The 21,707-nt window shown below is 66.4% G+C and carries 22 protein-coding genes; 16 read left to right on the forward strand and 6 right to left on the reverse strand.

Going from position 1 to position 21,707, the window contains the following annotated elements; all coding sequences use genetic code 11:
• Window positions 1-71 precede the first annotated feature (71 nt).
• The gene (locus CFB89_RS34965; protein ID WP_179233473.1) at window positions 72-491 is read right to left on the reverse strand and encodes an AAA family ATPase; all 420 of its coding nucleotides are present in this window, start codon (window positions 489-491) and stop codon (window positions 72-74) included.
• A gap of 12 nt (window positions 492-503) precedes the next feature.
• Between CFB89_RS34965 and CFB89_RS18080 the strand changes: the two genes are divergently transcribed.
• Window positions 504-878, forward strand: a complete 375-nt coding sequence (locus tag CFB89_RS18080; RefSeq protein ID WP_089469041.1) for a VOC family protein — start codon at window positions 504-506, stop codon at window positions 876-878.
• Window positions 878-1,555, forward strand: a complete 678-nt coding sequence (locus CFB89_RS18085) for a hypothetical protein (protein WP_089469042.1) — start codon at window positions 878-880, stop codon at window positions 1,553-1,555. Before CFB89_RS18080 ends, CFB89_RS18085 begins: the two co-directional genes overlap by 1 nt.
• Before the next feature lie 4 nt (window positions 1,556-1,559).
• Here the strand turns inward: CFB89_RS18085 and CFB89_RS18090 are convergent, their stop codons facing one another.
• Window positions 1,560-2,531 carry a LysR substrate-binding domain-containing protein gene (locus CFB89_RS18090; protein ID WP_089469043.1) on the reverse strand — a complete coding sequence of 324 codons (972 nt, stop codon included), beginning with the start codon at window positions 2,529-2,531 and terminating at the stop codon, window positions 1,560-1,562.
• Between the two features lie 135 nt (window positions 2,532-2,666).
• Between CFB89_RS18090 and CFB89_RS18095 the strand changes: the two genes are divergently transcribed.
• Window positions 2,667-4,967 carry an NADP-dependent malic enzyme gene (locus CFB89_RS18095; RefSeq protein ID WP_089469044.1) on the forward strand — a complete coding sequence of 767 codons (2,301 nt, stop codon included), beginning with the start codon at window positions 2,667-2,669 and terminating at the stop codon, window positions 4,965-4,967.
• A 341-nt stretch (window positions 4,968-5,308) separates the two neighbouring features.
• Here CFB89_RS18095 and CFB89_RS18100 read toward each other — a convergent pair whose 3' ends face one another.
• A complete protein-coding gene (locus CFB89_RS18100) occupies window positions 5,309-5,650 on the reverse strand; it encodes a GNAT family N-acetyltransferase (protein ID WP_256979699.1) in 342 nt (113 codons plus the stop codon).
• 513 nt (window positions 5,651-6,163) lie between these two features.
• Between CFB89_RS18100 and CFB89_RS18105 the strand changes: the two genes are divergently transcribed.
• From CFB89_RS18105 to CFB89_RS18115, 3 genes are all read left to right on the forward strand, one after another.
• On the forward strand, window positions 6,164-7,363 hold the full coding sequence (locus tag CFB89_RS18105) for a PLP-dependent aminotransferase family protein (protein ID WP_089469045.1): 1,200 nt from the start codon (window positions 6,164-6,166) through the stop codon (window positions 7,361-7,363).
• Window positions 7,364-7,375: 12 nt separating this feature from the next.
• Window positions 7,376-7,567: a hypothetical protein gene (locus CFB89_RS18110; RefSeq protein ID WP_089469046.1), complete on the forward strand. Its 192-nt coding sequence runs from the start codon at window positions 7,376-7,378 to the stop codon at window positions 7,565-7,567.
• 96 nt (window positions 7,568-7,663) lie between these two features.
• Entirely contained in the window at window positions 7,664-8,251 is a 588-nt protein-coding gene (locus CFB89_RS18115) for a pyridoxamine 5'-phosphate oxidase family protein (protein ID WP_089469426.1), read from the forward strand.
• 24 nt (window positions 8,252-8,275) lie between these two features.
• Here CFB89_RS18115 and gcvA read toward each other — a convergent pair whose 3' ends face one another.
• On the reverse strand, window positions 8,276-9,166 hold the full coding sequence (gene gcvA, locus CFB89_RS18120; RefSeq protein ID WP_089469047.1) for a transcriptional regulator GcvA: 891 nt from the start codon (window positions 9,164-9,166) through the stop codon (window positions 8,276-8,278).
• Between the two features lie 134 nt (window positions 9,167-9,300).
• On the opposite strand from gcvA, the gene CFB89_RS18125 reads away from it, so the two are divergent.
• Window positions 9,301-10,005, forward strand: a complete 705-nt coding sequence (locus CFB89_RS18125; protein WP_089469427.1) for an SDR family oxidoreductase — start codon at window positions 9,301-9,303, stop codon at window positions 10,003-10,005.
• A gap of 202 nt (window positions 10,006-10,207) precedes the next feature.
• A complete protein-coding gene (locus CFB89_RS18130) occupies window positions 10,208-11,485 on the forward strand; it encodes an epoxide hydrolase family protein (RefSeq protein ID WP_089469048.1) in 1,278 nt (425 codons plus the stop codon).
• A gap of 72 nt (window positions 11,486-11,557) precedes the next feature.
• Here CFB89_RS18130 and CFB89_RS18135 read toward each other — a convergent pair whose 3' ends face one another.
• Together CFB89_RS18135 and CFB89_RS18140 are read right to left on the reverse strand one after the other, a co-directional pair.
• A complete protein-coding gene (locus CFB89_RS18135) occupies window positions 11,558-11,959 on the reverse strand; it encodes a hypothetical protein (RefSeq protein WP_089469049.1) in 402 nt (133 codons plus the stop codon).
• A gap of 107 nt (window positions 11,960-12,066) precedes the next feature.
• On the reverse strand, window positions 12,067-13,452 hold the full coding sequence (locus CFB89_RS18140) for a PLP-dependent aminotransferase family protein (RefSeq protein ID WP_089469050.1): 1,386 nt from the start codon (window positions 13,450-13,452) through the stop codon (window positions 12,067-12,069).
• Between the two features lie 162 nt (window positions 13,453-13,614).
• Between CFB89_RS18140 and CFB89_RS18145 the strand changes: the two genes are divergently transcribed.
• The 8 genes from CFB89_RS18145 (at window position 13,615) to CFB89_RS18185 (ending at window position 21,689) form a co-directional block, all read left to right on the forward strand.
• On the forward strand, window positions 13,615-14,901 hold the full coding sequence (locus CFB89_RS18145) for a hydroxymethylglutaryl-CoA reductase, degradative (RefSeq protein WP_089469051.1): 1,287 nt from the start codon (window positions 13,615-13,617) through the stop codon (window positions 14,899-14,901).
• Window positions 14,902-14,988: 87 nt separating this feature from the next.
• Window positions 14,989-15,486, forward strand: coding sequence for a hypothetical protein (locus CFB89_RS18150; RefSeq protein WP_089469052.1), 498 nt, complete (start codon window positions 14,989-14,991; stop codon window positions 15,484-15,486).
• A complete protein-coding gene (locus CFB89_RS18155) occupies window positions 15,486-16,865 on the forward strand; it encodes a tripartite tricarboxylate transporter permease (RefSeq protein ID WP_089469053.1) in 1,380 nt (459 codons plus the stop codon). The genes CFB89_RS18150 and CFB89_RS18155 overlap by 1 nt, the downstream gene beginning before the upstream one ends.
• A gap of 256 nt (window positions 16,866-17,121) precedes the next feature.
• The gene (locus CFB89_RS18165) at window positions 17,122-18,165 is read left to right on the forward strand and encodes an alpha/beta fold hydrolase (RefSeq protein WP_089469054.1); all 1,044 of its coding nucleotides are present in this window, start codon (window positions 17,122-17,124) and stop codon (window positions 18,163-18,165) included.
• A complete protein-coding gene (locus CFB89_RS18170; RefSeq protein WP_089469055.1) occupies window positions 18,165-18,710 on the forward strand; it encodes a cytochrome P460 family protein in 546 nt (181 codons plus the stop codon). Before CFB89_RS18165 ends, CFB89_RS18170 begins: the two co-directional genes overlap by 1 nt.
• A gap of 282 nt (window positions 18,711-18,992) precedes the next feature.
• Window positions 18,993-19,340, forward strand: coding sequence for a DUF4148 domain-containing protein (locus CFB89_RS18175; RefSeq protein WP_089469056.1), 348 nt, complete (start codon window positions 18,993-18,995; stop codon window positions 19,338-19,340).
• Between the two features lie 83 nt (window positions 19,341-19,423).
• Window positions 19,424-20,215 (forward strand): alpha/beta fold hydrolase, encoded by a 792-nt coding sequence (locus tag CFB89_RS18180; RefSeq protein ID WP_089469428.1) that lies wholly within the window; start codon window positions 19,424-19,426, stop codon window positions 20,213-20,215.
• 76 nt (window positions 20,216-20,291) lie between these two features.
• A complete protein-coding gene (locus CFB89_RS18185) occupies window positions 20,292-21,689 on the forward strand; it encodes an amidase family protein (RefSeq protein ID WP_089469057.1) in 1,398 nt (465 codons plus the stop codon).
• The last annotated feature ends 18 nt before the right edge of the window (window positions 21,690-21,707 follow it).

A 21,707-nucleotide genomic window follows, 5' to 3' on the forward strand; every position in this document is an offset into this window, starting at 1 on the left:
GCACGGACAATTGGCGCAGCGTCCGGCCAGAAGCAGGCATCGCATTTCGCCTTCAGCCGGACACTCGAATGTCATGACCCAGTCCGGAAACGGACCTTTCCTGTCTCGTCATAGATAATGATGTTGAATCCTTCGCCGAATGCGGGCGGAACGAAGTAGCGGGTGATCTGATCGTACTGCTCCTCCGATGTCTGGAAAGAATGCTCGCCTGACATGTTCCTCAGCAATAAACGAGATTTGCAGATCTCGTCGCTCACATCCAAATAGCGAAGTCGATGCTCGCAGCCAACAGCCTGGAATAGTGAGTGGCCCCACGCACGCGGAGCGGCCATCCGACGCAGGACGGCAGCTAACGCCTCGAAAGCGGCCCTTCCATTGGCGCTGATCCCAACGATGGCTCCGGGTCGTTCGAGCCGGTAACAGACCACCACCGCATATGGCACCATTGCGGTCATCGCGACATCACACCAGCGTGCCGACTGACCATCCATCGGAGTGAGCTCATGTTTGACCACGTCAAATTCGGCGTCAGCGACTACGCCGCCAGCAAGGCGTTTTTCCTGAAGGCACTCGAACCGCTGGGTGCCGAAATCGTCGGGGAAGGCGAGCCGTCGTACGGGATCGAGATCGGGCTGCCCAGCAAGTCTTCGCTGTGTCTGTTCCCGACCGACGAGAAACCGGCGCCTCTCCACATCGCATTCGTGGCCGACACGCGGCAGCAAGTCGATGCGTTCCATCGCGCGGCGCTGGAGGCCGGCGGCAAAGACCATGGCGCTCCCGGGTTGCGGCCGCATTATCACGCGAGCTACTACGCGGCGTTCGTCATCGATCCGGATGGACACAATATCGAGGCGGTGTGTCATCGGGCGGAGGCGTGATGCGCTGGATCGGTAAAACGCTCGCGGCAATCGCAAGCATTGCGGTCGTCGGCATCGCCAGCGTTCAAGCGGCGCCCCGCGAAACGGCATTCCCGCGCTTCACTCAGACGGAAGGCAAGCTCGACGGCGACGGGCTTCCGCTCTCCGGCGTGAAGCTCTGCGTGCTGCCCGACCGTGCGCCGTGCTTCGAGATGCCGCCGGCGCCGCTTCCTCATTCGTCGAAGGAGCTGTACCAGTTCGGCCTTAATCCACGGTCCGAGCGGTTGCCGATTGCGTCGGGCGGCTCGTGGGTGTTCTTCTCGGGAATGTTCTCGGGTGGCGGCAGCGGGATGCTGGAGCGCGTGGCCGTGCTGCGTGTCGGCGCGAACGGCAAGATCGAGAACCTGATGCCGAATGTCACCGAAACGGAGATGGCCGATCGTGCGATGTGGAACGTGCCGGAGGTGTCGTCGTATCCGCTGTTCGTCCGGGCCGACTATGTGTGGGGCCAGGACGAGGATCATTTCGGCCAGCACTTCTTCGACGTCGACGCATGGGTGTTCGATCCTGCCGCCAATCAATACGCGAAGCGCTTTTCCTACCGTACGAGCAAACGCTACGACAGGGGCGAGGGTTCGGACCACGTGCTGGCCGCTGAGCGTGCGGAAATCCTGCGTCGCCTTGCCGCCGGCAAGTAACGCGCTATCGCTGCGCGTCCCCGTACGTCTCCTTGCACACCACGCGTAGCGCGTCGACGAGCAGATCGCGCGCGGGCGATTGCGAATCGGCGGAGCGCGTGAACAGTGCGATCGGCGGCAGCGTCCACACCAGCGAATAAGGCACGATCGCCACGCCGGCGATCCGCACCAGTTCCTCCGCGATATCGGCCGGCACGATCGACACGGCCTCGTCGCTCGACGCGATCATTTCGCCGATCAGCTTCGACGAATAGCTTTCGACGATCGGCACCGGCGGCGCGATGCCGGCCGACAGGAACAGGTCGGTCACCTGTTCGCGCATCGGCGTATGCGGCGCGCCGAGAATCCAGTCGAGCGCATGCAGCTTGTGCCAGTCCAGCGGCGCGCGGGCGAGCTTGGCGGCCAGCCGCCGGCTCGCGATCATGCGCGGCTGCTGCTGGTACAGCACTTCGAACGAAACCTGCCCGAGATCGATCGCCGACGACGCGCGCCCGATCACGATGTCGACGCTGTGATCCCGGAGTTGCAGCAGCAGCTGATCGCTGGTGCCTTCGTGAATCGTCACGGTCAGGCGCCGCTCCATGCGCGCTTGCAGCCGCTTCAGCGCGGCCGACAGCATCTGGCCGGAGATGAACGGAATCACGCCGATATGCAGATGGGCCGCATGCCCGGCGGCGACGGCCTCCATCTCGCGGGCGAGGTGGTCGAGATCCTTGATCATCGCCTTCGCCCGTTCGAGCACGACCGCGCCGAGCGCGGTGGGCCGCATGCCGCGCGACGAGCGCTCGAACAGCGGCGTGCCGAACATGCTCTCCAGTTCGGACAGCGCGTTCGTCACGGCCGGCTGGCTGCTCGCCATGTGCTCGGCGACGCGCGTCAGCGAGCCGTGCTGCTGGATCTGCAGCAACAGCACCAGATGCCGAATCTTCAGACGCGCGCCGAGCCGCCTGACCACGTCGTTTGCATCGAAATTCATTGACTGGTCATGCATTCATCAGGAAAAAGTGATGGGACGATATTAAAACAGAATCATCATGTTATGGCGGATCCCTAGAATCACCTTCATGGATCGCGCCGGGACTGGCCTGGCGCCCACGCCGGGACCCAAAACATGAAACAGACAGAGACACAGCAGCAGGCCGCGTTCGACTATCACGAGTTTCCGACCCCCGGGAAAATCTCGGTCGTCGCCAGCAAGCCGCTGGTGACCCAGCGCGATCTCGCGCTGGCCTATACGCCCGGCGTGGCGAGCGTGTGCGAGTCGATCGCCGCCGATCCGCTGCAGGCGCACCGCTTCACGAGCCGCGGCAACCTCGTGGGCGTGATCACGAACGGTACCGCCGTGCTGGGCCTCGGCAACATCGGCCCGCTCGCGTCGAAGCCGGTGATGGAGGGCAAGGCCGTCCTGTTCAAGAAGTTCGCCGGAATCGACGTGTTCGACATCGAGATCAACGAGACCGACCCGGACAAGCTGATCGACATCATCGCGGGCCTCGAACCGACGTTCGGCGGCATCAACCTCGAGGACATCAAGGCGCCGGAATGCTTCACCGTCGAGCAGAAGCTGCGCGAACGCATGAAGATTCCCGTCTTCCACGACGATCAGCACGGCACGGCCATTACCGTTTCCGCCGCGTTCATCAACGGGCTGAAGGTCGTCGGGAAGTCCATCAAGGAAGTGAAGGTCGTGACGTCGGGCGCCGGTGCGGCCGCGCTGGCGTGCCTGGACCTGCTGGTCGACCTCGGGCTGCCGGTGGAAAACGTGTGGGTGACCGACATCGAAGGCGTCGTCTATCGCGGCCGTACCGCGCTGATGGACCCGGCCAAGTCGCGCTTCGCGCAGGAAACCGATGCGCGCAAGCTCGCCGAAGTGATCGGCGGCGCGGATGTGTTCCTGGGATTGTCGGTCGGCGGCATCCTCACGGCGGAGATGCTCAAGCAGATGGCGGCGCGTCCGCTAATTCTCGCGCTGGCGAACCCGACGCCGGAAATCTTCCCGGAACTGGCGCATGAGACGCGCGACGACGTCGTGATCGCGACGGGCCGCTCGGACTATCCGAACCAGGTCAACAACGTGCTGTGCTTCCCGTACATTTTCCGCGGGGCGCTGGACGTGGGCGCGACGACGATCACGCGCGAGATGGAAATCGCCGCGGTGCATGCGATCGCGGGGCTGGCCGAGGAAGAGCAGAACGAAGTCGTCGCGGCGGCTTATGGTGCTTACGACGTGTCGTTCGGCCCGCAATACCTGATTCCGAAGCCGTTCGACCCGCGCCTGATCGTGCGGATCGCGCCGGCCGTCGCGAAGGCGGCGATGGAAGGCGGCGTGGCGACGCGTCCGCTCGCGAATCTCGATGCGTACGTCGAGCAGTTGCAGCAATTCGTCTACCACTCGGGCGCGTTCATGAAGCCGCTGTTCGCGACCGCGCGCCAGCTCGTGCGTGACGGCGGCAAGGCGCGGATCGTGTTCACCGAAGGCGAAGACGAGCGGGTGCTGCGTGCGGTGCAGGTGATCGTCGACGAGAAGCTTGCGCGGCCGATTCTGGTCGGGCGTCCGGAGGTGCTGCTCGCGCGGATCGAGCGGTTCGGGTTGCGCTTGCGACTCGGTCAGGATGTCGAAGTGACCAATCCGGAATATGACGAGCGTTTCCCGCAGTACTGGACGAAGTATTGGGAACTGCGGTGCCGCGACGGTATTTCGAAGGAAATGGCGCGCGTGGAAATGCGCCGCCGCCTGACGCTGATCGGCGCGATGATGGTGCAGCTCGGCGACGCGGACGGGATGATCTGCGGGACGGTGGGCGAGTATCACAATCATCTGCGGTTCGTGGATGAAGTGATCGGCAAGAAACCCGGTGCGTCGACTTATGCGGCGATGAACATCCTGTTGCTCGATCAGCGGACGGTCGCGCTGGTGGATACGCACGTGAACGACAACCCCGATGCGGAGCAGATCGCGGAATTCACGATCGCGGCGGCGCGGCAGATGGAATGGCTGAACCTGACGCCGAAGGTGGCGCTGCTGTCGCGGTCGAATTTCGGGTCGGGGAGTGCGGCGTCGGGCGTGAAGATGCGCCGCGCGCTGGAGATCGTGCGCGAGCAGGCGCCGGATATCGAGGCGGATGGCGAGATGCATGGCGACTGCGCGCTCGATGAAGGGCTGCGGGCGAAGCTGCTGCCGATGTCGCCGTTGAAGGGGGCGGCGAATTTGCTGGTTTGTCCGAATGTGGATGCAGGGAATATCGCTTACAACCTGCTCAAGACCGAGGCGGGAAGCAATGTGGCGGTGGGGCCTTTCCTGTTGGGCGTCAATGCGCCGGTGAACATCCTTACTTCCAGCGCCACCGTACGGCGGATCGTGAATATGGCTGCGTTGACGGTGATTGAGGCGAATCGGGGTGTCGCGGGCTGATCGGGTGTTGTGGGGCGGCTCGGGCCGCCCTTCGTTTGTCGGCATTCGGCGGCCGCTATCCCTGTAGCGATGTGTATTTTTGCGATTGCTCTTACGACGGCGGGCTTCTTTCAAGAAGCCAAATTGCCAAGCGGATCATCATGACAACGCTAAAGGCAAAGTAGTATCGCAAAGAATGACGCGATACAAGGATCGCATCATGGAAAGCTCACTGAACATCCGCAATTGAGGTGAGCCGAGTGACTGCTCGGGGCAGCAGTCAATGGACTGACCGCCGTCGGCTCGCATTTCGCGAGATATGGTTGCGTCCAGTGCGCAAAAAGGATTCAGCGCGACCTGCGTCATTTAATGCAAGGAAACATACCTGCTTTCTCGGCAAGTACCGACGGCTGGAAGCCATAGCGCTCATAGCACTTCGGCGTCCCGTGATCCGCCATCAGACTGACATAGGCAGTCGGCGGCGCGTTCTCGTGAATGTAGTTCATGAGTGCTCGCATGATCAGATCGCCTACACCCTTCGTCTGGTGTGTCGGCAATACTGCGATATCCACGACCTCGAAGAAGCAGCCACCGTCACCGATAATCCGGCCGATTCCGACCGGAGTGCTACCCGAGTACGCCACGACGCTAAAGAGGCCGTTCTGCAACCCGATAGTTGCAGCTTGCTCGGATTTCCGGCTCAACCCGCAGCAACGCGAATGTCGATATATGTCGATACGGAGGGCGCTTCCTGATGGATGATGTATTCCATGTGAACCCTTCAAGGTGGACGTGCAGGGGATGTGCGGTGCTCGATGAGCATCGCTAGGTCAGGCCGGCTTAGTTGAAGAGCGGTATGCGTGTTCGCATTCAGGCAGCGATCGTTGAAGGGAAGGATATCTTATGGTCCCGCTGCCCGAGTGGTCGTCGCATCGCCGTGACCACCCCCGGCGAAACAATCGCCCGGATCAAACACCCGTTCGACGAACCGTCCCTGAACCCCGTATCCCCCCGCACGCCCCCTCCGCACCCCTAACCCCCGCCCAGCCGCGATTTAATGACCAAACCGCAAGACCTAGTGCATAGATATCGTTTGCCGAGCCCTTAATGACTATCGACAATCGTGGCTCGAATTCACCGCCGCGGCGTCAGAAGCGCCTTGGCGGCCGGCACTCGGCGGCTATCCCGGCCTTCCGCGCCCACCCGCTCACGACGACATGTACGCGTTCTCGCCCTCATTCCAAAATCCTGCCGGCTCGCCGATCCGCGAGTTGTTCAAGTACCTGTCCGAACCGGGCATGATTTCGTTCGCGGGCGGTTATCCAGCCAGCGATCTGTTCGACGTCGACGGCCTGAATGCGGCGGCCGAACGCGCGTACGCGCAGCCCGTCCGCTGCCTGCAGTACGGCCCGACCGACGGCCTCGCCGAACTCAAGCAGCAACTGATCGCGCTGATGGCGCGTCGCGGCGTCGCGTGCACGCCAGCCGAACTGTTCGTCACGACCGGCTCGCAGCAAGGTCTCGACCTGCTGCTGCGCGTGATGGTGTCGCCCGGCGACGTCGTGCTGACCGAACAACCGGCGTACCCGGCCACGCTGCAGGCGATGCGTTTGCAACAGGCGCGCATCGTGACGATTCCCGTCGACGGCGAGGGCCTCGACGTCGATCGTCTCGGCGAACAACTCGCGTCCGGCGCGATCGCGCAACCGAAGCTGCTCTACACGGTCCCGACTTTCGCGAACCCGACGGGCGCGACGCTCACGCGCGAACGTCGGCTGAAATTGCTGCGTCTCGCGGTGCAATACCATTTCCTGATCGTCGAGGACGATCCGTACGGCGACCTGCGTTTCGCGGGCGAAGCCGTGCCGTCGATGCTCGCGCTGGCCGGCGAGGTGGACGGCGCGCGCGACTGGCTCGTGCATTTCGCGAGCCTGTCGAAGATCGTCGCGCCGGGGCTGCGCGTGGGCTGGACGATCGCGCCGGCCGAAATCGCGCGGCGCTGCGTGATCGCGAAGCAGACGGTCGACCTCTGCAGCGCACCGTGGACGCAGGCGACCGCCGCCGAATATCTGGCGGACGGCGCGCTCGAACGTCATCTGCCGCGCATCACGGCCGCGTACCGGCGCAAATGCGACGCGATGTGCGATGCGCTGCGCGACGGCTTCGGCGATGCGATCGAATTCCATCGTCCCGAAGGCGGGATGTTCGTGTGGGCGGGGCTCGGTGCGGTGTCGTCGGACGCGCTGCTGCAACAGGCGATCGCCAACAAGATCGTGTTCGTACCGGGCAGGGCGTTCTTCGCGGACAACGTCGACGCAGCGTCGCTGCGCCTGTCGTTCGCCGCGCCGGACGTCGATGCGATCCGGGAAGGCGTCGCGCGCCTCGTGCGCGCGTATGGTGCGGCGCGGGCCGCGTGAGGAGACGTCAGCATGACTATCACCGTCAACGAAACGGCCTCGGTGGGCGTGGCGGCGAGCGCCGCCTATAAGCAGCCGGCGAAGCATCGCTCGTCGCAGATCAGCGCCGGGCCGCAGTATGTGGCCGACGTGCTCGGCCGCTTCGGCGCGGAGCCGGCAACCGATGCCGGCGATGCGGCGTCGGTCGTGCTCGGCTACAACTGACGAGCACAAGGCCGGCGGCTCGCGCCACATGCGCGCCATCGCCGACATAAGCGGTTAAGCTTGCGCGATCGAAACACCGACGATCGCCGCCGCCTCATGTCCGACCCGACCTCCGAATCGCTCGCGCAAACGTATGACCGCCTGTGGTCCTGCCTCGAAGCCGGCGTGAGCGAAAAGCGCTCGCCGTTCACGATGCCGCAGGCGGCCACGCTCGGCCTCGATGGTGCGCCGAAGGTTCGGACGATCGTATTGCGTCAGGTGAGTCGCGCCGAGTGCGTGCTGTCGTTTCATACCGATGCGCGTTCGGAAAAAGTGGCGGAGTTGCGTCGCGATCCGCGCATCTCGATCGTCGCGAACGATCTCGACGCGCTCGTGCAGATTCGCGCGGAAGGTGTGGCGTCGATCTGCGAGGACGAAGCGCAACGGCGCGCGATCTGGGCATCGAGCCGCCCGCATACGTTGCTGCTGTATCGCGCGCCGTTGCCGCCCGGCACGTCGATCGCAGCGCCTGAAGCCGCGCATATCGGCGGCACCGCACCCACTGGCGACGGCTACGCAAACTTCTGCCTGATCCACATGACGATCGCGCGCATCGACTGGCTCGAACTTGCGCGCGCCGGCCATCGCCGCGCGGTATTCGACGTGAACGAAAGCGGTTACGACGCCCGCTGGATCGCACCCTGACGCTGGCCGAGCGCGCTCAACCGCTCAAGGCCGCCCGTCCGATGCGGCCTCGATCATCCACTCGCGCATCACCACGATCGCATCGTCGTCGCGGCGCTCGGCCGGATACACGAGATAGAACCCTACCGACAGCGGAAACGCGAAGTCGAACGGCTTGCACAGCCGTCCGGCGGCGATGTCGCGCTCGACGAGCGGCTCGGTCGCGAGCGCGATGCCCTGGCCGGCGACGGCCGCATCGATCGCGAGCGACGTCTGGTTGAAGCGCAGCCCCTTGTGCGGATCGACGTCGACCGGTTCGGGCATCGCCGCGAGGAACTCGGGCCACAGGTCGTGTGCATCGTGTAGCAGCACCTGCCCGGCGAGCGCGCGCGGCGAAGCCGGCGCGGTCAGCACCGACGGGCTGCACACCGCGCACACGTCGAGCGGGAACAGCGCATGAGTGGCGAGATGCTTGCCGAACGGCGGCTTGCCGTAGCGGATCGCGAGATCGACGCCGTCGTGGCGGAACGTCGCGATCTGCGGGTCGGCGATCACGCGCACGTCGTAGTCGGGATGTGCTTCGGTGAACTGCGCGAGCCGAGGAATCAGCCATTTCGACGCGAACGACGGCGTCGTGCTGATCGTCAGCGCGGCGCGCCGCTTCACGAGCTTGTCGGTTGCATCGGCGATCGCGTGCAGCGCACGCTGCACGTCGGAGAAATACGCGGCGCCGTCGTGCGTGAGTGCGAGGCCGCGCGGCAGGCGCTCGAACAGCTTCAGGCCGAGCACGTCCTCGAGGTGGCGCACCTGCTGCGCGACGGCGCCCTGCGTGACGCCGATCTCGTCGGCGGCGGCGCGGAAGTTGAGGTGCCGGGCGGACACTTCGAACGCGCGAAGCGCATTCAGCGGCGGCAGGCGGGAAGGGCGTGGCGGCATCGTTTGGCTGTAGAAAAGCTATCGGCTGACGGCAGAAATACTGGTTCGACAGCCGGAATCGATGCGCCTACATTACCACCATGGCGCGCCGAATGGCGGCTGCGCGGCGGCAGAATCGGAACGAGGAACGGATCGTGACTGTAGAAAAAGTAGCGTTGATCACGGCGGCGGGCAAGGGCATGGGCGCGGCGATCGCGCGCGAACTGGCGGCGACGGGCTATCGCGTCGCGCTGATGTCGCCGTCGGGCAGCGCGGTGGCGCTCGGCGAGGAACTCGGCGGTTTCGGCATCAAGGGCTCGGTGACCGAAGAGGCCGATATCGACAAGCTCGTGCGGGAAACGATCGCGCGCTACGGCCGCGTCGACGCGGTCGTGAACAACACCGGCCATCCGCCGAAGGGCGAGCTGCTGGCGATCACCGACGACAACTGGCACGCGGGGCTCGACCTGATCCTGCTGAACGTGGTGCGCGTGATGCGCCGGGTGACGCCGATCTTCCAGAAGCAGGGCGGCGGCGCGGTGGTGAACATCTCGAGCTTCGCGGCGGATGCGCCCGAGCAACCGATGCCCGTGTCGTCGGCGCTGCGCGCGGCGCTGAGCGCATGGACGCGCCTGTACGCGGAACGCTATGCAGCCGAGAACATCCGGATGAACGCGGTGCTGCCGGGCTTCATCGACAGCTGGCCGGAAACGCCGGAGATCGTCGCGCGTATTCCGGCCGGCCGTTTCGGCCAGACCGGCGAGATCGCGAAGACGGTCGCGTTCCTGCTGTCGGACGGCGCGGGCTACATCACCGGGCAGAACATTCGCGTCGACGGCGCGATCGTCAAGGCGCTCTGAATATCACCCCGGCGGGCGGCCGTACGGGCTTGGCCGCTCGCGGCCAGCAGCTACAAACGCGTACAAATCAGACAAATCCGGGATACATCGGACCTTTCAAATGGGCGACGCCGCGTGGCATGGGCGCGCCGGATTGAAAGCCTCGGCGCGCTCCCGCGCGCGGCATGTTCACTTTCCATTTCACGAAAGGAGATGCCGAACGATGTCTTCCACACCGTTTTCCCCGATGCGTCGCCACCTGCTGGCCACTTCCGTGGCCGCCGGGGTCTCGGCGATGCTGCCCGCCGCGCTGCATGCGGCCACCGGCGCGAGCGGCATACGCCCGTTCACCGCGCACATTCCCGATGAGGCCGTGGCCGACCTGCGCCGTCGCATCGCCGCGACGCGCTGGCCGGGCCGCGAGACCGTCGCCGACGAATCGCAGGGCGTGCGGCTCGCGCGCATGCAGGCGCTGCTGCGCTACTGGGGCACCGACTACGACTGGCGCAAGGGCGAGGCGCGCCTGAACGGCTTCCCGATGTTCATCACGGAAATCGACGGGCTCGACATTCATTTCATCCACGTGCGGTCGCGGCACGAGAACGCGATACCGATGATCATGACGCACGGCTGGCCCGGTTCGATCTTCGAGCTGCTGAAGGCGATCGGCCCGCTGACCGACCCGACCGCGCACGGCGCGAGCGCGGACGATGCGTTCCACGTCGTCGTGCCGTCGCTGCCGGGCTTCGGCTTCTCGGGCCGGCCGACGAAGACCGGCTGGGGCTCCGATCACATCGCGCGAGCGTGGGGCGAGCTGATGGCGCGGCTCGGCTATACGCGTTTCGTGTCGCAGGGCGGCGACTGCGGCTCGGTGATCTCGCACCGGATGGCGATGCAGCGCGTGCAGGGCCTGGCCGGGATTCACGTGAACATGCCGGCGACGGTGCCGCCGGATATCGCGACGCTGCTGGCGACCGATGCGCCCGCGCCGGCCTCGCTGTCGCCGAAGGAGAAGGCCGCGTACGAGAAGCTCGCGACGTTCTATCGCGACAACTGCGGCTACTCGGCGATGATGGTCACGCGGCCGCAGACGGTCGGCTATGCGCTGGCCGATTCGCCATCAGGACAGGCTGCCTGGATGTACGACAAGATTTCGCAGTGGACGTACAGCGGCGGCGTGCCCGAACGCTCGATTCCGCGCGACGAGATCCTCGACGACATTTCGTTGTACTGGCTGACTAACACCGCGACGTCGTCCGCGCAGATCTACTGGGAGGATCACTCGAACAACTTCAACGCGGTGGATATCTCGCTGCCGGCCGCGATCACGGTGTTTCCCGGCGAGATCTACCAGGCGCCGCGTAGCTGGGCCGAGCGCAGTTATCACAACCTGATCTACTTCAACGAAGTCGACAAGGGCGGCCACTTCGCGGCATGGGAGGAACCGGAATTGTTTGCGCGTGAAGTGCGTGCGGGATTCCGGCCGTTGCGGCGCGTGTAGGCGGCGGGCGACGGTGCGCGCGGGCCGGTTCGAACAACGGCCTGCGTTTGTCGATGAAGCGCACCGTGCGCATCAAATGATGCGGCATGTGTTGTGGACGTCTCTCAACCACGTAAGCAGTCCCGTGGCGGCATAGACGCTAATCAGCGCAATCAGGAATCGAAGCCACGTGATCTTGAAGCGCGGAAGGCGACGGGCGAGCGCGGCGAATGCGATGCAGGCCACCAGGCCGACGGGTATGAACGCCGGATAATTCCGGGAGACACCGAAGATCGCGGCGGCGGAAAAGAACACGACCCAGACCACGGCGCCGCCGAGCGTATCGCAGAATGCGGTCGAGTAACCGGAGAACCACGCGAGCAAAAGCGCCGCACTTCCGAACACGGTCCAGGCCGTGGCGAGCCAGAGTGGCGTGCTGGTTGCAGCCTGCTTCAGCGCGGGCGTGCCCGGTTCATTGGTATTGGCGTCGGTCAAATCGGTCCCCTCGAGTCGGATGGATGGTTGTCATGGCGGGCCGGATATCATCGTCATCCCGCATCGCACGGCGCTTGCCGGTTGCTCCGTCGAGTCCGGCGAGCACGCTACGCCACCTCACTCAACGCCTGCGCGAACCGCTTGTCCGCGAGATACGCGACATTGAACCGGCAGTACTTCGACGGACGATCGGCCTGCGGCGAAAACACAGCGCCCGGCGCGAGAATCACGCCACGCTCGAGCATCGCCTGCGCGAGCGGCATCGAATCGGGCCAGCCGGGCAGCGCGGCCCACAGATACAGGTTCTGGTCGCAGGGCCGATAGACCTCCGCGCCGAGACGGCCGAGCGCATCGAGCGCGGTGCCGGTCGCGCGCCGCAGCTTCTCCTGAAGATGATTCGTGTGCCTGAGAAAGTGGCCATCGCTGACGATCGCATCGAGCGTACGTTCGCAGTATTCCGAGCTGCTGACATGCGTCAGCATCTTCACATCGGCGAGATCGCTCGCAAGCGCGGCATTGCACGCAAGAAATCCGACACGCAACGCCGCCGACACCGATTTCGAAAAACTGCCGATATAGATGGTCCGGCGCAACTGGTCGAGCGTCGCGATGCGCGTGAGCAAGCGCGGCCGCAGGTCGGCGAGCGCATCGTCCTCGACGATGATCAGGTCGTGCGCGTCGGCGAGTTGCAGGATGCGATGTGCCTTGGCCGCGCTCGTATCGGTCGCGGTCGGGTTGTGGCCGACCGATTGCGTGAAGAACAGCTTCGGGCGGTGCGTGGCGACGAGCTCGGCCAGCTTCGAGACGTCGGGGCCGTCGATCTCGCGCGGCACGCCGACGATGGTCGCACCGCTCAGCTTCAGCTTGCCGAACAGCGGGTAGTAGCCGGGATCGTCGACGAGCACGGCGTCGCCGGGGCGCACGAAGTAGCGCAGCACGAGATCCATCGCCTGGTTCGCGCCGTGCGTGAGCACGATCTGCGCGGGCGGCGCCTCGATCTCGTAGCCGGCGAGCTTCTGCTGCAGCGACTGGCGCAACGGCAGGTAGCCGAAGCGGCTGCCGTAACGGAACAGCGACGCGGCGCTCGTGCGCATGATGCGCTGCTGGTACTGGTTCAGCCGCGTTTCCTCGAGCCACTCGATCGGCGGGAAACCTTCGCCGAGGTTGAGCACGTCGGGCTTCACGTGCAGCTGCTCGCGCATCAGCCACACGATGTCCATCGCGCGGTCGAGCGAACTCGGTTCGTCGATCTCGGGCGCGGCCGCCGCGCGCCGCGTGACGAAGAAGCCCGAGCCGCGGCGCGGCTCGATCAGGCCGTCGGCCGCGAGCATCTCGAACGCGCTGATCACGGTGTTCTTCGAGCAGCCGGACGCCTCAGCGTATTCCCTGATCGAAGGCAGCTTCGCGCCGGCCGGCAACACGCCTTCCTCGATCTGTCTGGCGAGATTGTCCGCCATCGCGCCAGACAGGCTGGCTTTTGCACGCTGTTTCATCGGCGGGTTCCGTCGGGCCGGCTCACTGTCATGGGTACGGTTGGGCGACTGTCTGCGCGTTCTGTACCTTTTCAATGGGTACAGCGTGACTATTATTCGGCTATCCGCTGCCCGCCGCAAGCACCCACGGGCCATACCGCCACCCCGAACAGCAGACCCCTCATGCCCATCGATTCCGCCTTGCCGAACTTCCGCTCGCTCACGCCCGAGCAACGCCTGTCCCACCTGTCCCGTGCCGTCGGGCTCGACGATGCCGAGCACGCGCTGCTCGCGAAACCGGGCGCGCTGCCGCTCGACACCGCGAACGGGATGATCGAGAACGTGATCGGCACGTTCGAGCTGCCGATGGCCGTGGCCGGCTACTTCCGGATCAACGGCAAGGACGTGATCGTGCCGATGGCCGTCGAGGAGCCGTCGATCGTTGCGGCCGCATCGTATATGGCGAAGCTCTCCCGCGCGGCCGGCGGCTTTCGTGCGTCGAGCAGCGGCCCGCTGATGCGTGCGCAGGTGCAGGTGATCGGCGTCGACGATCCGTACGGCGCGCGGCTCGCGATCCTGCGGCACGCGGCCGAGCTGATCGATCTCGCGAACAGCCGCGACAAGGTGCTCGTCGGCCTCGGCGGCGGCTGCCGCGACATCGAGGTCCATGTGTTCCCCGACACGCCGCGCGGCGCGATGGTCGTCGCGCACCTGATCGTCGATGTACGCGACGCGATGGGCGCGAACACGGTCAACACGATGGCCGAAACCGTCGCGACGCGCATCGAAGCGATCACCGGGGGCCAGGTACGGTTGCGGATACTGTCCAACCTCGCGGATCTCCGGCTGGCCCGCGCAGAGGTACGGTACTCGGCCGCCACGCTCGCGACCGACGCCTATTCCGGCGAAGACGTGATCGACCGCGTGATCGACGCGTACGTGTTCGCGGCAACCGACCCCTACCGCGCGGCGACACACAACAAGGGCATCATGAACGGCATCGATCCGGTCGTGGTCGCGACCGGCAACGACTGGCGAGCGGTCGAAGCCGGCGCGCATGCGTATGCGAGCCGCAGCGGCCGCTATACGTCGCTGACGACGTGGGAGAAGGCCGCCAACGGCGACCTCGTCGGCACGATCGAGATGCCGATGCCGGTGGGGCTCGTCGGCGGTGCGACGAAGACGCATCCGCTCGCGCGTCTCGCGCTGAAGATCATGAACGTGACGTCCGCTCAGGAACTCGGTGAAATTGCGGTGGCGGTCGGGCTTGCGCAGAATCTCGGTGCGCTGCGCGCGCTCGCGACCGAAGGCATCCAGCGCGGCCACATGGCGCTGCATGCGCGCAACATCGCCGTTGCAGCGGGCGCGACCGGTGCCGACATCGACCGGATCGCGCAGCAGATGGTCGCGGCGAAAGACGTGCGCACCGACTTCGCAGTCGAGTTGCTCGCGGGCCGCAGCGGCGGCTGATGCGCGGACTGTCCGCCGCGTCGCGAACGCGGCGGGCAGCGCGCCACGCCGGCCAGGCCGGCGATAGATCAATCCAGGAGGAGACACATGGAACAGACCGGTTCAAGCGCGGTCGCAACCGCGCCGCATCGCGCGCGGTCGTTGGCCGGCGCCGATGCGTCGGCCACGACGCTCGTCGAGGTGTGGGGCGACACGGTGGCGACGAAACATCTCGCGTGGTCGGTGCTGCTCGGCATCGCGATCAGCCTCGGCGCGTTCGAGATCGGCCGCGTGGTGCTCGCGTCGTTCGTCCACGACGCGGCGATCGCGCGGGCTTACGCGATGCTGATCGGCCTCGGCGGCTGCCTGCTGGCCGGCACGATCTGCGCGAGGCTGTTCAAGCCGAAGCGCACGGTGATCGAACATGCGGCCGGCGGCGCCGAGCGCCACGAGGCATTGCGGCAGCTCGCCGAAGCATCGGGCGGGCTCGGCTCGACGAGCGACCTGTCGGCCAGCGCACGCGCCGAAATGGAGGAGCTCGGACTGCTCGATCTCTTCGCGTCGTACGACGCATCGTCCGAGCGCACACGCGCGGGAGGCCGCTGATGGACGCGCTGCTGCATGCGATGCCGGCCGCGTTCGCGATGGGGCTGCTGGGCGCGATCGTATTCTCCGGCATCGGGCTGATCTCGGGCACCGACGAAACGACGACGATCGCGCCGCTCACCTTGCTCGTCGCACTGCTCGGCGTGCCGCCGGCCGGCGTGTTCACGTTCTTCCTCGCGGGCGCGGTGGCCAAGCACATCACGCATTCGATCCCGACCGCGCTGCTCGGTATTCCCGGCGACACGATGGCCGCGCCGCTGTTGCAGCAGGCGACGCTGTTGCGTGCGCTCGGCGTGCCGCACATCGCGCTGCGCAAGATGATCTCCGGCGCGATCGTCGCCGCGTTCGTCGCGCTGCCGCTCGCGGTGCTGTTCGCGGCGCTGCTCGCGCCGTTCGGTACGGCGATCGCGAAGGCCGCGCCGTGGGTGTTTCTCGCGGCGGCCATCGGCATCGCGTACTTCTCGGCGGGGCACTGGGCGTCGGTGCTGCTGCTCGTGCCGTTCGTGATGCTGGTGGTCGGCTTGCAGGCGCTGACGGGCCGTTACGGCGTGAAGCTGAGCGTCAGCTACTTCCTCGGGATCGCGATCGGGCCGCTGGTGGCCGACCTGTTTTCGATCCTGTCGCCGGCCGAGCGTCGGCGCATGCGCCGCGACGGGCCGTCGACGTTCGTGCTCGCGCCCGACGTCAAAAGCTGGCGCGGCTATTTCCCGAGCCCGCTGAAGGTGCTCGACCGCGAGCAGGTCGCGTGGACGATCGGCACGGCTGCCGTGTCGAGCGCGACGTTCGTGTTCAGCCCGGTCGCGATGACGGTGCTGATGGGCGAGATCGTCGGCGCGCGCGTGCGTCATGCGTACCAGCGCCTGACGACCGTGATCGCCGCGCGCAACGGCGTGACGGAAGCGACCTACATCGCCGAGGCGCTGATTCCGCTGATCGCATTCGGGCTGCCGCTGAGCCCGGTGGCGGCCGGCCCGGCCGCGCCGCTGTTCAATGCGCCGCCGCGCTTCACGGTCGACGCGGCGTCCGGGCAGATCCACAACCTGCATACGTTGATGAGCTGGCCCGAGTTCCTCGGCTACGGGCTGCTGTCGATCCTGCTGGCGGCGCTGATCGCGTATCCGCTCGCGATGCACCACGCGCACCGCGCGGCATCGTTCGTCGCGCGCAAGCTGAGCCACGAGGCGATCATCGCGACCTTCGCGGGGCTGATCGTCGTGATCGGCGTGTGGGAAGGGCAACTGCTGGGGCTCGCCGTGATCGTGACGATCGGCCTGTTCGGCGGGATGCTGTCGCGCCTGTTCGCCTTCAACACGGGCGTGCAGTTCATGGGCTACTACGTCGCGGTGCTCAGCGTGCCCGCGATCGCCAAGCTGTTCTGACGTATCGACGTGCGGGGCCGCGTGTGCCGCGCGGCCGCCCGAACGTGGCGTTTTCCGCACGTTTTTTGAATCGCCGTGTGTCGTGTTCGCACACGGATACGTTGAGATACAAAGCCTCCTGACGGTTCGGATATAAAACCGGTGAAGCAATTCACACGGCGGCGCGGTGCCATTCGCCACCGCCGCGAACGACGACACCCGATTGCCCGCACGTGCCGCGGGCTCTTCCTTAGCGATCGACAATGGAGAACGAGTCATGACCGATACCGTGAACACCCGACGCCGCCTGATCCTGGGCACCACGCTGGCAAGCCTGAGCCTGGCCGACCTCGGCTTCGGCGCGCTCGCGCAGGCGCAGTCGGCGCCCGAGGCAGCCGGGGCGAAACGCCCGGCCGGCGTCGCGTCGCTGGGCACGATCCACCAGATCGACGCGGGCGTGCTGAACGTCGGGTATGCGGATCTGGGCCCGAAGAACGGCCCGGTCGTGTTCCTGCTGCACGGTTGGCCGTACGACATCTACAGCTACGCGGAAGTCGCGCCGCTGCTCGTCGCGGCCGGCTATCGCGTGATCGTGCCGTATCTGCGCGGCTACGGCTCGACGACGTTCCGCTCGGCCGACACGGTGCGCAACGGCCAGCAGGCGGTGACGGCCGTCGACATCGTCGCGCTGATGGATGCGTTGAAGATCGACCGCGCGGTGTTCGGCGGCTACGACTGGGGCGCGCGCACGGCCGACGTCATCGCGGCGCTGTGGCCGCAGCGCGTGAAGGCGCTGGTGTCGGTGAGCGGCTACCTGATCGGCAGCCAGGCGGCGAACGCCAAGCCGCTGCCGCCGCACGCCGAATTCCAGTGGTGGTATCAGTTCTACTTCACGACCGAGCGTGGCGAACTCGGCTACACGCAGAACCGCGATGCGTTCAACAAGCTGATCTGGCAACTCGCGTCGCCGAAGTGGCAGTTCTCCGACGAGACCTATGCGCGCTCGGCCGCATCGTTCCGGAATCCCGATCACGTGGCCGTCGTGATCCACAACTATCGCTGGCGTCTCGGGCTCGCGAAGGGCGAAGCGCAATACGACGACATCGAGCGGCGTCTCGCGGCCGGGCCTTCGATCACCGTGCCGACGATCACGATGGAAGGCGACGCCAACGGCGCGCCGCATCCGGACCCGGCCGCGTACGCGAAGAAGTTCACCGGCAAGTACCAGCACCGGACCATCACCGGCGGCATCGGCCACAACCTGCCGCAGGAAGCGCCGCAGGCCTTCGCCGATGCGATCCTGCAAGTGGAGCATCTCTGATGCGGGCCCGCGTGGGGGGATGGCGGCGCGGCGCGCGCCGTGCGCTCGTCGGGGGCGTGCTGCTCGCCGGCGCGTGGTCGGCGAGCGGCCCGGCCGCGTTCGCGCAACAGTCGACGCCCGCCGCCGCGGCCGCGTCGCCGATCTACGGCGTGACGATTCCGCCCGGCTACCGGAAGTGGGAAATGGTCGCGCCGGCCGAAGAGGCCGCACCGCTCGACGAGTTGCGCGTGGTGCTCGGCAATCCGGTGGCGATCCGCGCGCTCGAGAAGGCGACGCTGCCGTTCCCGGACGGCACGATCCTCGTGAAGCTCGCGTACAAACGCAAGCAGTCCGACGAGTTCGCGCCCGCGACGGTGCCCGGCCAGGCGACGACCGTGCAGGTGATGGTGAAGGATTCGCGTCGTTACGCATCGACGGGCGGCTGGGGCTTTGGTCGCTTCATCAACGGCGTGCCGGCCGATATCGGCCAGCATCAGACGTGCTTTGCCTGCCATCAGGCGCGGGTGAAGAACCACGATTACGTGTTCACGCGGCTCGCGCCGTGACGTGACGCGGCGGTGTGAAGGTGACGGAAAGGCGTGCCCCGCGAGGCACGCCTTTTTTCGTGGTGCGTCGCGCGGGCGAATCGCATCGCATCGCCAAGCGAGTATGTATCGCACTGTATCTGTGGCCGCTCCTGAAAAACTGGCATGCAGAAAGCCCCGTTTCGGAAACATGCCGGATACGTGCGCGGGTTCTACTGTCGACATGCAGCAAACGTTCGGTGTCACACGTTCGCACCGGACGCCCAGTGATCGACACCTCAACCTCGTTCAAGGAGAACCTTCATGAAAGCCGCTCGAATCCTCGCTGTTGCCGTCCTCGCCGTCGCCCCCGCGCTGTCGTTCGCCGATACCGGCCACAGCCTCACGCGTGCCGAAGTGCGCGCCGATCTCATCCGCCTCGAGAAGGCCGGCTACAACCCGGCCGGCAGCGAAGCGCACTACCCGGACGACGTCGCCGCCGCGGAGAACGCCGTCGCGGTTGCCCAGCAGGTCGCGCGTTCCGACCAGAACGGCCCGTCGAAGTCGCAAGGCGACAACGTGGCCGATGCGTCGGCGCCGGCCGCCCATCGCGACGCCGCGCAATCGCGCGCCGCACGCTACGCCGCCGACGACCTGTACGCGCATTCGTGATCCCGCGCCGCGCTTGCCGCATGCAGGCGCGGCCGCTCGGGAGCACGTCACTTCAACGACACGATAAACAAGGGAGCATGACGATGGCCGGTTTGATGAAACGCGTTCTGGTATCCGCCGCGATGATCGGCGGACTGTTCGGTGCGGTCGCGGCGCAGGCCGCGCCGAAGGACGACCTGAAGGGCACCAACGTCGTGCTCGTGCACGGCGCATTCGCCGACGGGTCGAGCTGGAACCGCGTGATCCCGCTGCTCGAGGCGCGCGGGCTGCACGTGGTGTCGGTGCAGAACCCGCTGAGCTCGCTTGCCGACGACGCGGCCGCGACGAAGCGTACGATCGACGAACAGAAGGGGCCGGTCGTGCTGGTCGGCCATTCGTGGGCGGGCGTCGTGATCAGCGACGCGGGCAACGACGACAAGGTGAAGTCGCTCGTGTACGTCGCGGCGTTCGCGCTCGACAACGGCCAGTCGATCGCCGACGTCACGCAGGGGCTGCCGGCACCGTCATGGGCCGGCGAACTGCGCAAGGACGCCGGCGGTTTCGCGCGGCTGTCGGACAAGGCGATCGCGCAGGATTTCGCGCCGGATCTGCCGCCCGCGCAGCAGCGCATCGTTGCCGCGACCCAGGGGCCGTGGTATAGCGGGTGCATCTCGGAGAAGGTCGCGCAAGCCGCGTGGCATGCGAAGCCGTCGACGTTCGTCGTCGCGACGCAGGACCGGATGATCGATCCGAAGCTGCAGGAAGCGATGGCGAAGCGGATCGGCGCGACGGTCGCGCGCGTGAACGCGAGCCACGTCGCGATGCTGAGCCAGCCGAAGGCCGTGGCCGACGCGATCATCGCCGCCGCCGAGCGCGCGAAGCAGGATACGCAGTGAGCGAATGCGGCGCCGCGCTTTCGTGAGGAAGCGCGACGCCGCGCGTGATTGTGATGTCTTTTCACCAGGAGAAGTCATGACCGAACTCTGGCAACTGTCGGCAACCGAACTCGCAAAACGCGTGCGGCAGCGTGACGTGTCGGCGCGCGAAGTGGCGGACGCCGTGCTCGACCGTCTCGATACGGTGAATCCGGCGATCAACGCGGTGGTCGAACATCGCCCCGACGACGTGCGGCGGCAGGCCGACGAAATCGATCGCGCCATCGCGCGCGGCGACGATCCGGGGCCGCTCGCGGGCATACCCGTGACCGTGAAGATCAACGTCGATCAGGCGGGCTTTGCGACGACCAACGGCACGCGCCTGCAAGCAAACCTGATCGCGCATGCCGACAGCCCGGTGGTCGCCAACATCCGCAAGGCCGGCGGGGTGCTGCTCGGCCGCACCAATTCGCCGACGTTCGCGCTGCGCTGGTTCACGTCGAATCGCGTGCACGGTCACACGCGCAATCCGCGCAATCCGTCGCTGACGCCGGGCGGATCGAGCGGCGGGGCGGCGGCCGTGGCAGCCGGGATCGGGCCGCTCGCGGTCGGCACCGACATCGGCGGCTCGGTGCGCTACCCGGCCTATGCGTGCGGCGTGCACGGGATCCGGCCGTCGCTCGGTCGCGTGCCGGCATTCAATGCGTCGTCGCCCGAGCGGGCGATCGGTGCGCAACTGATGTCGACGGCCGGGCCGATCGCGCGCACGATCGACGATCTCTCGCTTGCGCTGCGGGCGTTCTCCGCACCGGACCCGCGCGATCCGTGGCATGTCGCGGTGCCGTTCGACGGGCGCGCGGTGCCGAAACGCGCGGCGCTGTGCGTGCGTCCGCGCGGCCTGGAGGTCGTGCCCGAAGTCGAGGCCGCGTTGCGCGATGCCGCGCGCCGGCTCGTCGATGCCGGCTGGACCGTCGACGAGATCGACGATACGCCGCCGATGCGCGAGGCCGCGCTGCTGCAGGAACAGCTTTGGCTCGGGGATGGCTTCGACGCGCTGGCGAACGCGGTCGAACAGGACGGCGATCCGGGCGCGGCCGCGGTGATCGCCGCCGTGCGCGGCAAGGTGCGCGATCTGCCGGCCGACGTGGTCAGCCGCGCGCTGGTCCGACGCACGACGTTGACGCGCGAGTGGCGGCTGTTTCTCGATGCATATCCGGTGTTGCTGCTGCCTGTTTCGTCGGAACTGCCATTTCCGGACGATCTCGACCGGCAAGGGCCGGACGGCTTCGAACGCGTGTGGGAAGCGCAGCTCACGTTGCGCGCGCTGCCTGCGATGGGGCTGCCGGGGCTGGCCGTCACGACGTCGGTCGTGGATGGCGTGCCGGTGGGCGTGCAGGTGGTCGCCACGCATCATCGCGAGGATCTGTGTCTGCTCGCGGGACGCGATATCGAGGCGCGTGGCGTGCCGGTCGCGGTGGTCGACCCGGTGGTATGACCGCGATGAAGTCGGTGC

The organism is Burkholderia sp. AU16741 (assembly GCF_002223345.1).
GTDB lineage: Bacteria > Pseudomonadota > Gammaproteobacteria > Burkholderiales > Burkholderiaceae > Burkholderia > Burkholderia sola.

Bases quoted from the DNA above. Each gene is read 5' to 3' on its own strand.
- gcvA (WP_089469047.1), bottom strand. From the start codon at position 9,166: ATGCCGCCACGCCCTTCCCGCCTGCCGCCGCTGAATGCGCTTCGCGCG.
- CFB89_RS18095 (WP_089469044.1), top strand. From the start codon at position 2,667: ATGAAACAGACAGAGACACAGCAGCAGGCCGCGTTCGACTATCACGAG.
- CFB89_RS18170 (WP_089469055.1), top strand. From the start codon at position 18,165: ATGCGGGCCCGCGTGGGGGGATGGCGGCGCGGCGCGCGCCGTGCGCTC.
- CFB89_RS18130 (WP_089469048.1), top strand. From the start codon at position 10,208: ATGTCTTCCACACCGTTTTCCCCGATGCGTCGCCACCTGCTGGCCACT.
- CFB89_RS18105 (WP_089469045.1), top strand. From the start codon at position 6,164: ATGTACGCGTTCTCGCCCTCATTCCAAAATCCTGCCGGCTCGCCGATC.
- CFB89_RS34965 (WP_179233473.1), bottom strand. From the start codon at position 491: ATGGATGGTCAGTCGGCACGCTGGTGTGATGTCGCGATGACCGCAATG.
- CFB89_RS18185 (WP_089469057.1), top strand. From the start codon at position 20,292: ATGACCGAACTCTGGCAACTGTCGGCAACCGAACTCGCAAAACGCGTG.
- CFB89_RS18115 (WP_089469426.1), top strand. From the start codon at position 7,664: ATGTCCGACCCGACCTCCGAATCGCTCGCGCAAACGTATGACCGCCTG.
- CFB89_RS18155 (WP_089469053.1), top strand. From the start codon at position 15,486: ATGGACGCGCTGCTGCATGCGATGCCGGCCGCGTTCGCGATGGGGCTG.
- CFB89_RS18145 (WP_089469051.1), top strand. From the start codon at position 13,615: ATGCCCATCGATTCCGCCTTGCCGAACTTCCGCTCGCTCACGCCCGAG.
- CFB89_RS18085 (WP_089469042.1), top strand. From the start codon at position 878: ATGCGCTGGATCGGTAAAACGCTCGCGGCAATCGCAAGCATTGCGGTC.
- CFB89_RS18165 (WP_089469054.1), top strand. From the start codon at position 17,122: ATGACCGATACCGTGAACACCCGACGCCGCCTGATCCTGGGCACCACG.
- CFB89_RS18180 (WP_089469428.1), top strand. From the start codon at position 19,424: ATGGCCGGTTTGATGAAACGCGTTCTGGTATCCGCCGCGATGATCGGC.
- CFB89_RS18175 (WP_089469056.1), top strand. From the start codon at position 18,993: ATGAAAGCCGCTCGAATCCTCGCTGTTGCCGTCCTCGCCGTCGCCCCC.
- CFB89_RS18090 (WP_089469043.1), bottom strand. From the start codon at position 2,531: ATGAATTTCGATGCAAACGACGTGGTCAGGCGGCTCGGCGCGCGTCTG.
- CFB89_RS18110 (WP_089469046.1), top strand. From the start codon at position 7,376: ATGACTATCACCGTCAACGAAACGGCCTCGGTGGGCGTGGCGGCGAGC.
- CFB89_RS18150 (WP_089469052.1), top strand. From the start codon at position 14,989: ATGGAACAGACCGGTTCAAGCGCGGTCGCAACCGCGCCGCATCGCGCG.
- CFB89_RS18140 (WP_089469050.1), bottom strand. From the start codon at position 13,452: ATGAAACAGCGTGCAAAAGCCAGCCTGTCTGGCGCGATGGCGGACAAT.
- CFB89_RS18080 (WP_089469041.1), top strand. From the start codon at position 504: ATGTTTGACCACGTCAAATTCGGCGTCAGCGACTACGCCGCCAGCAAG.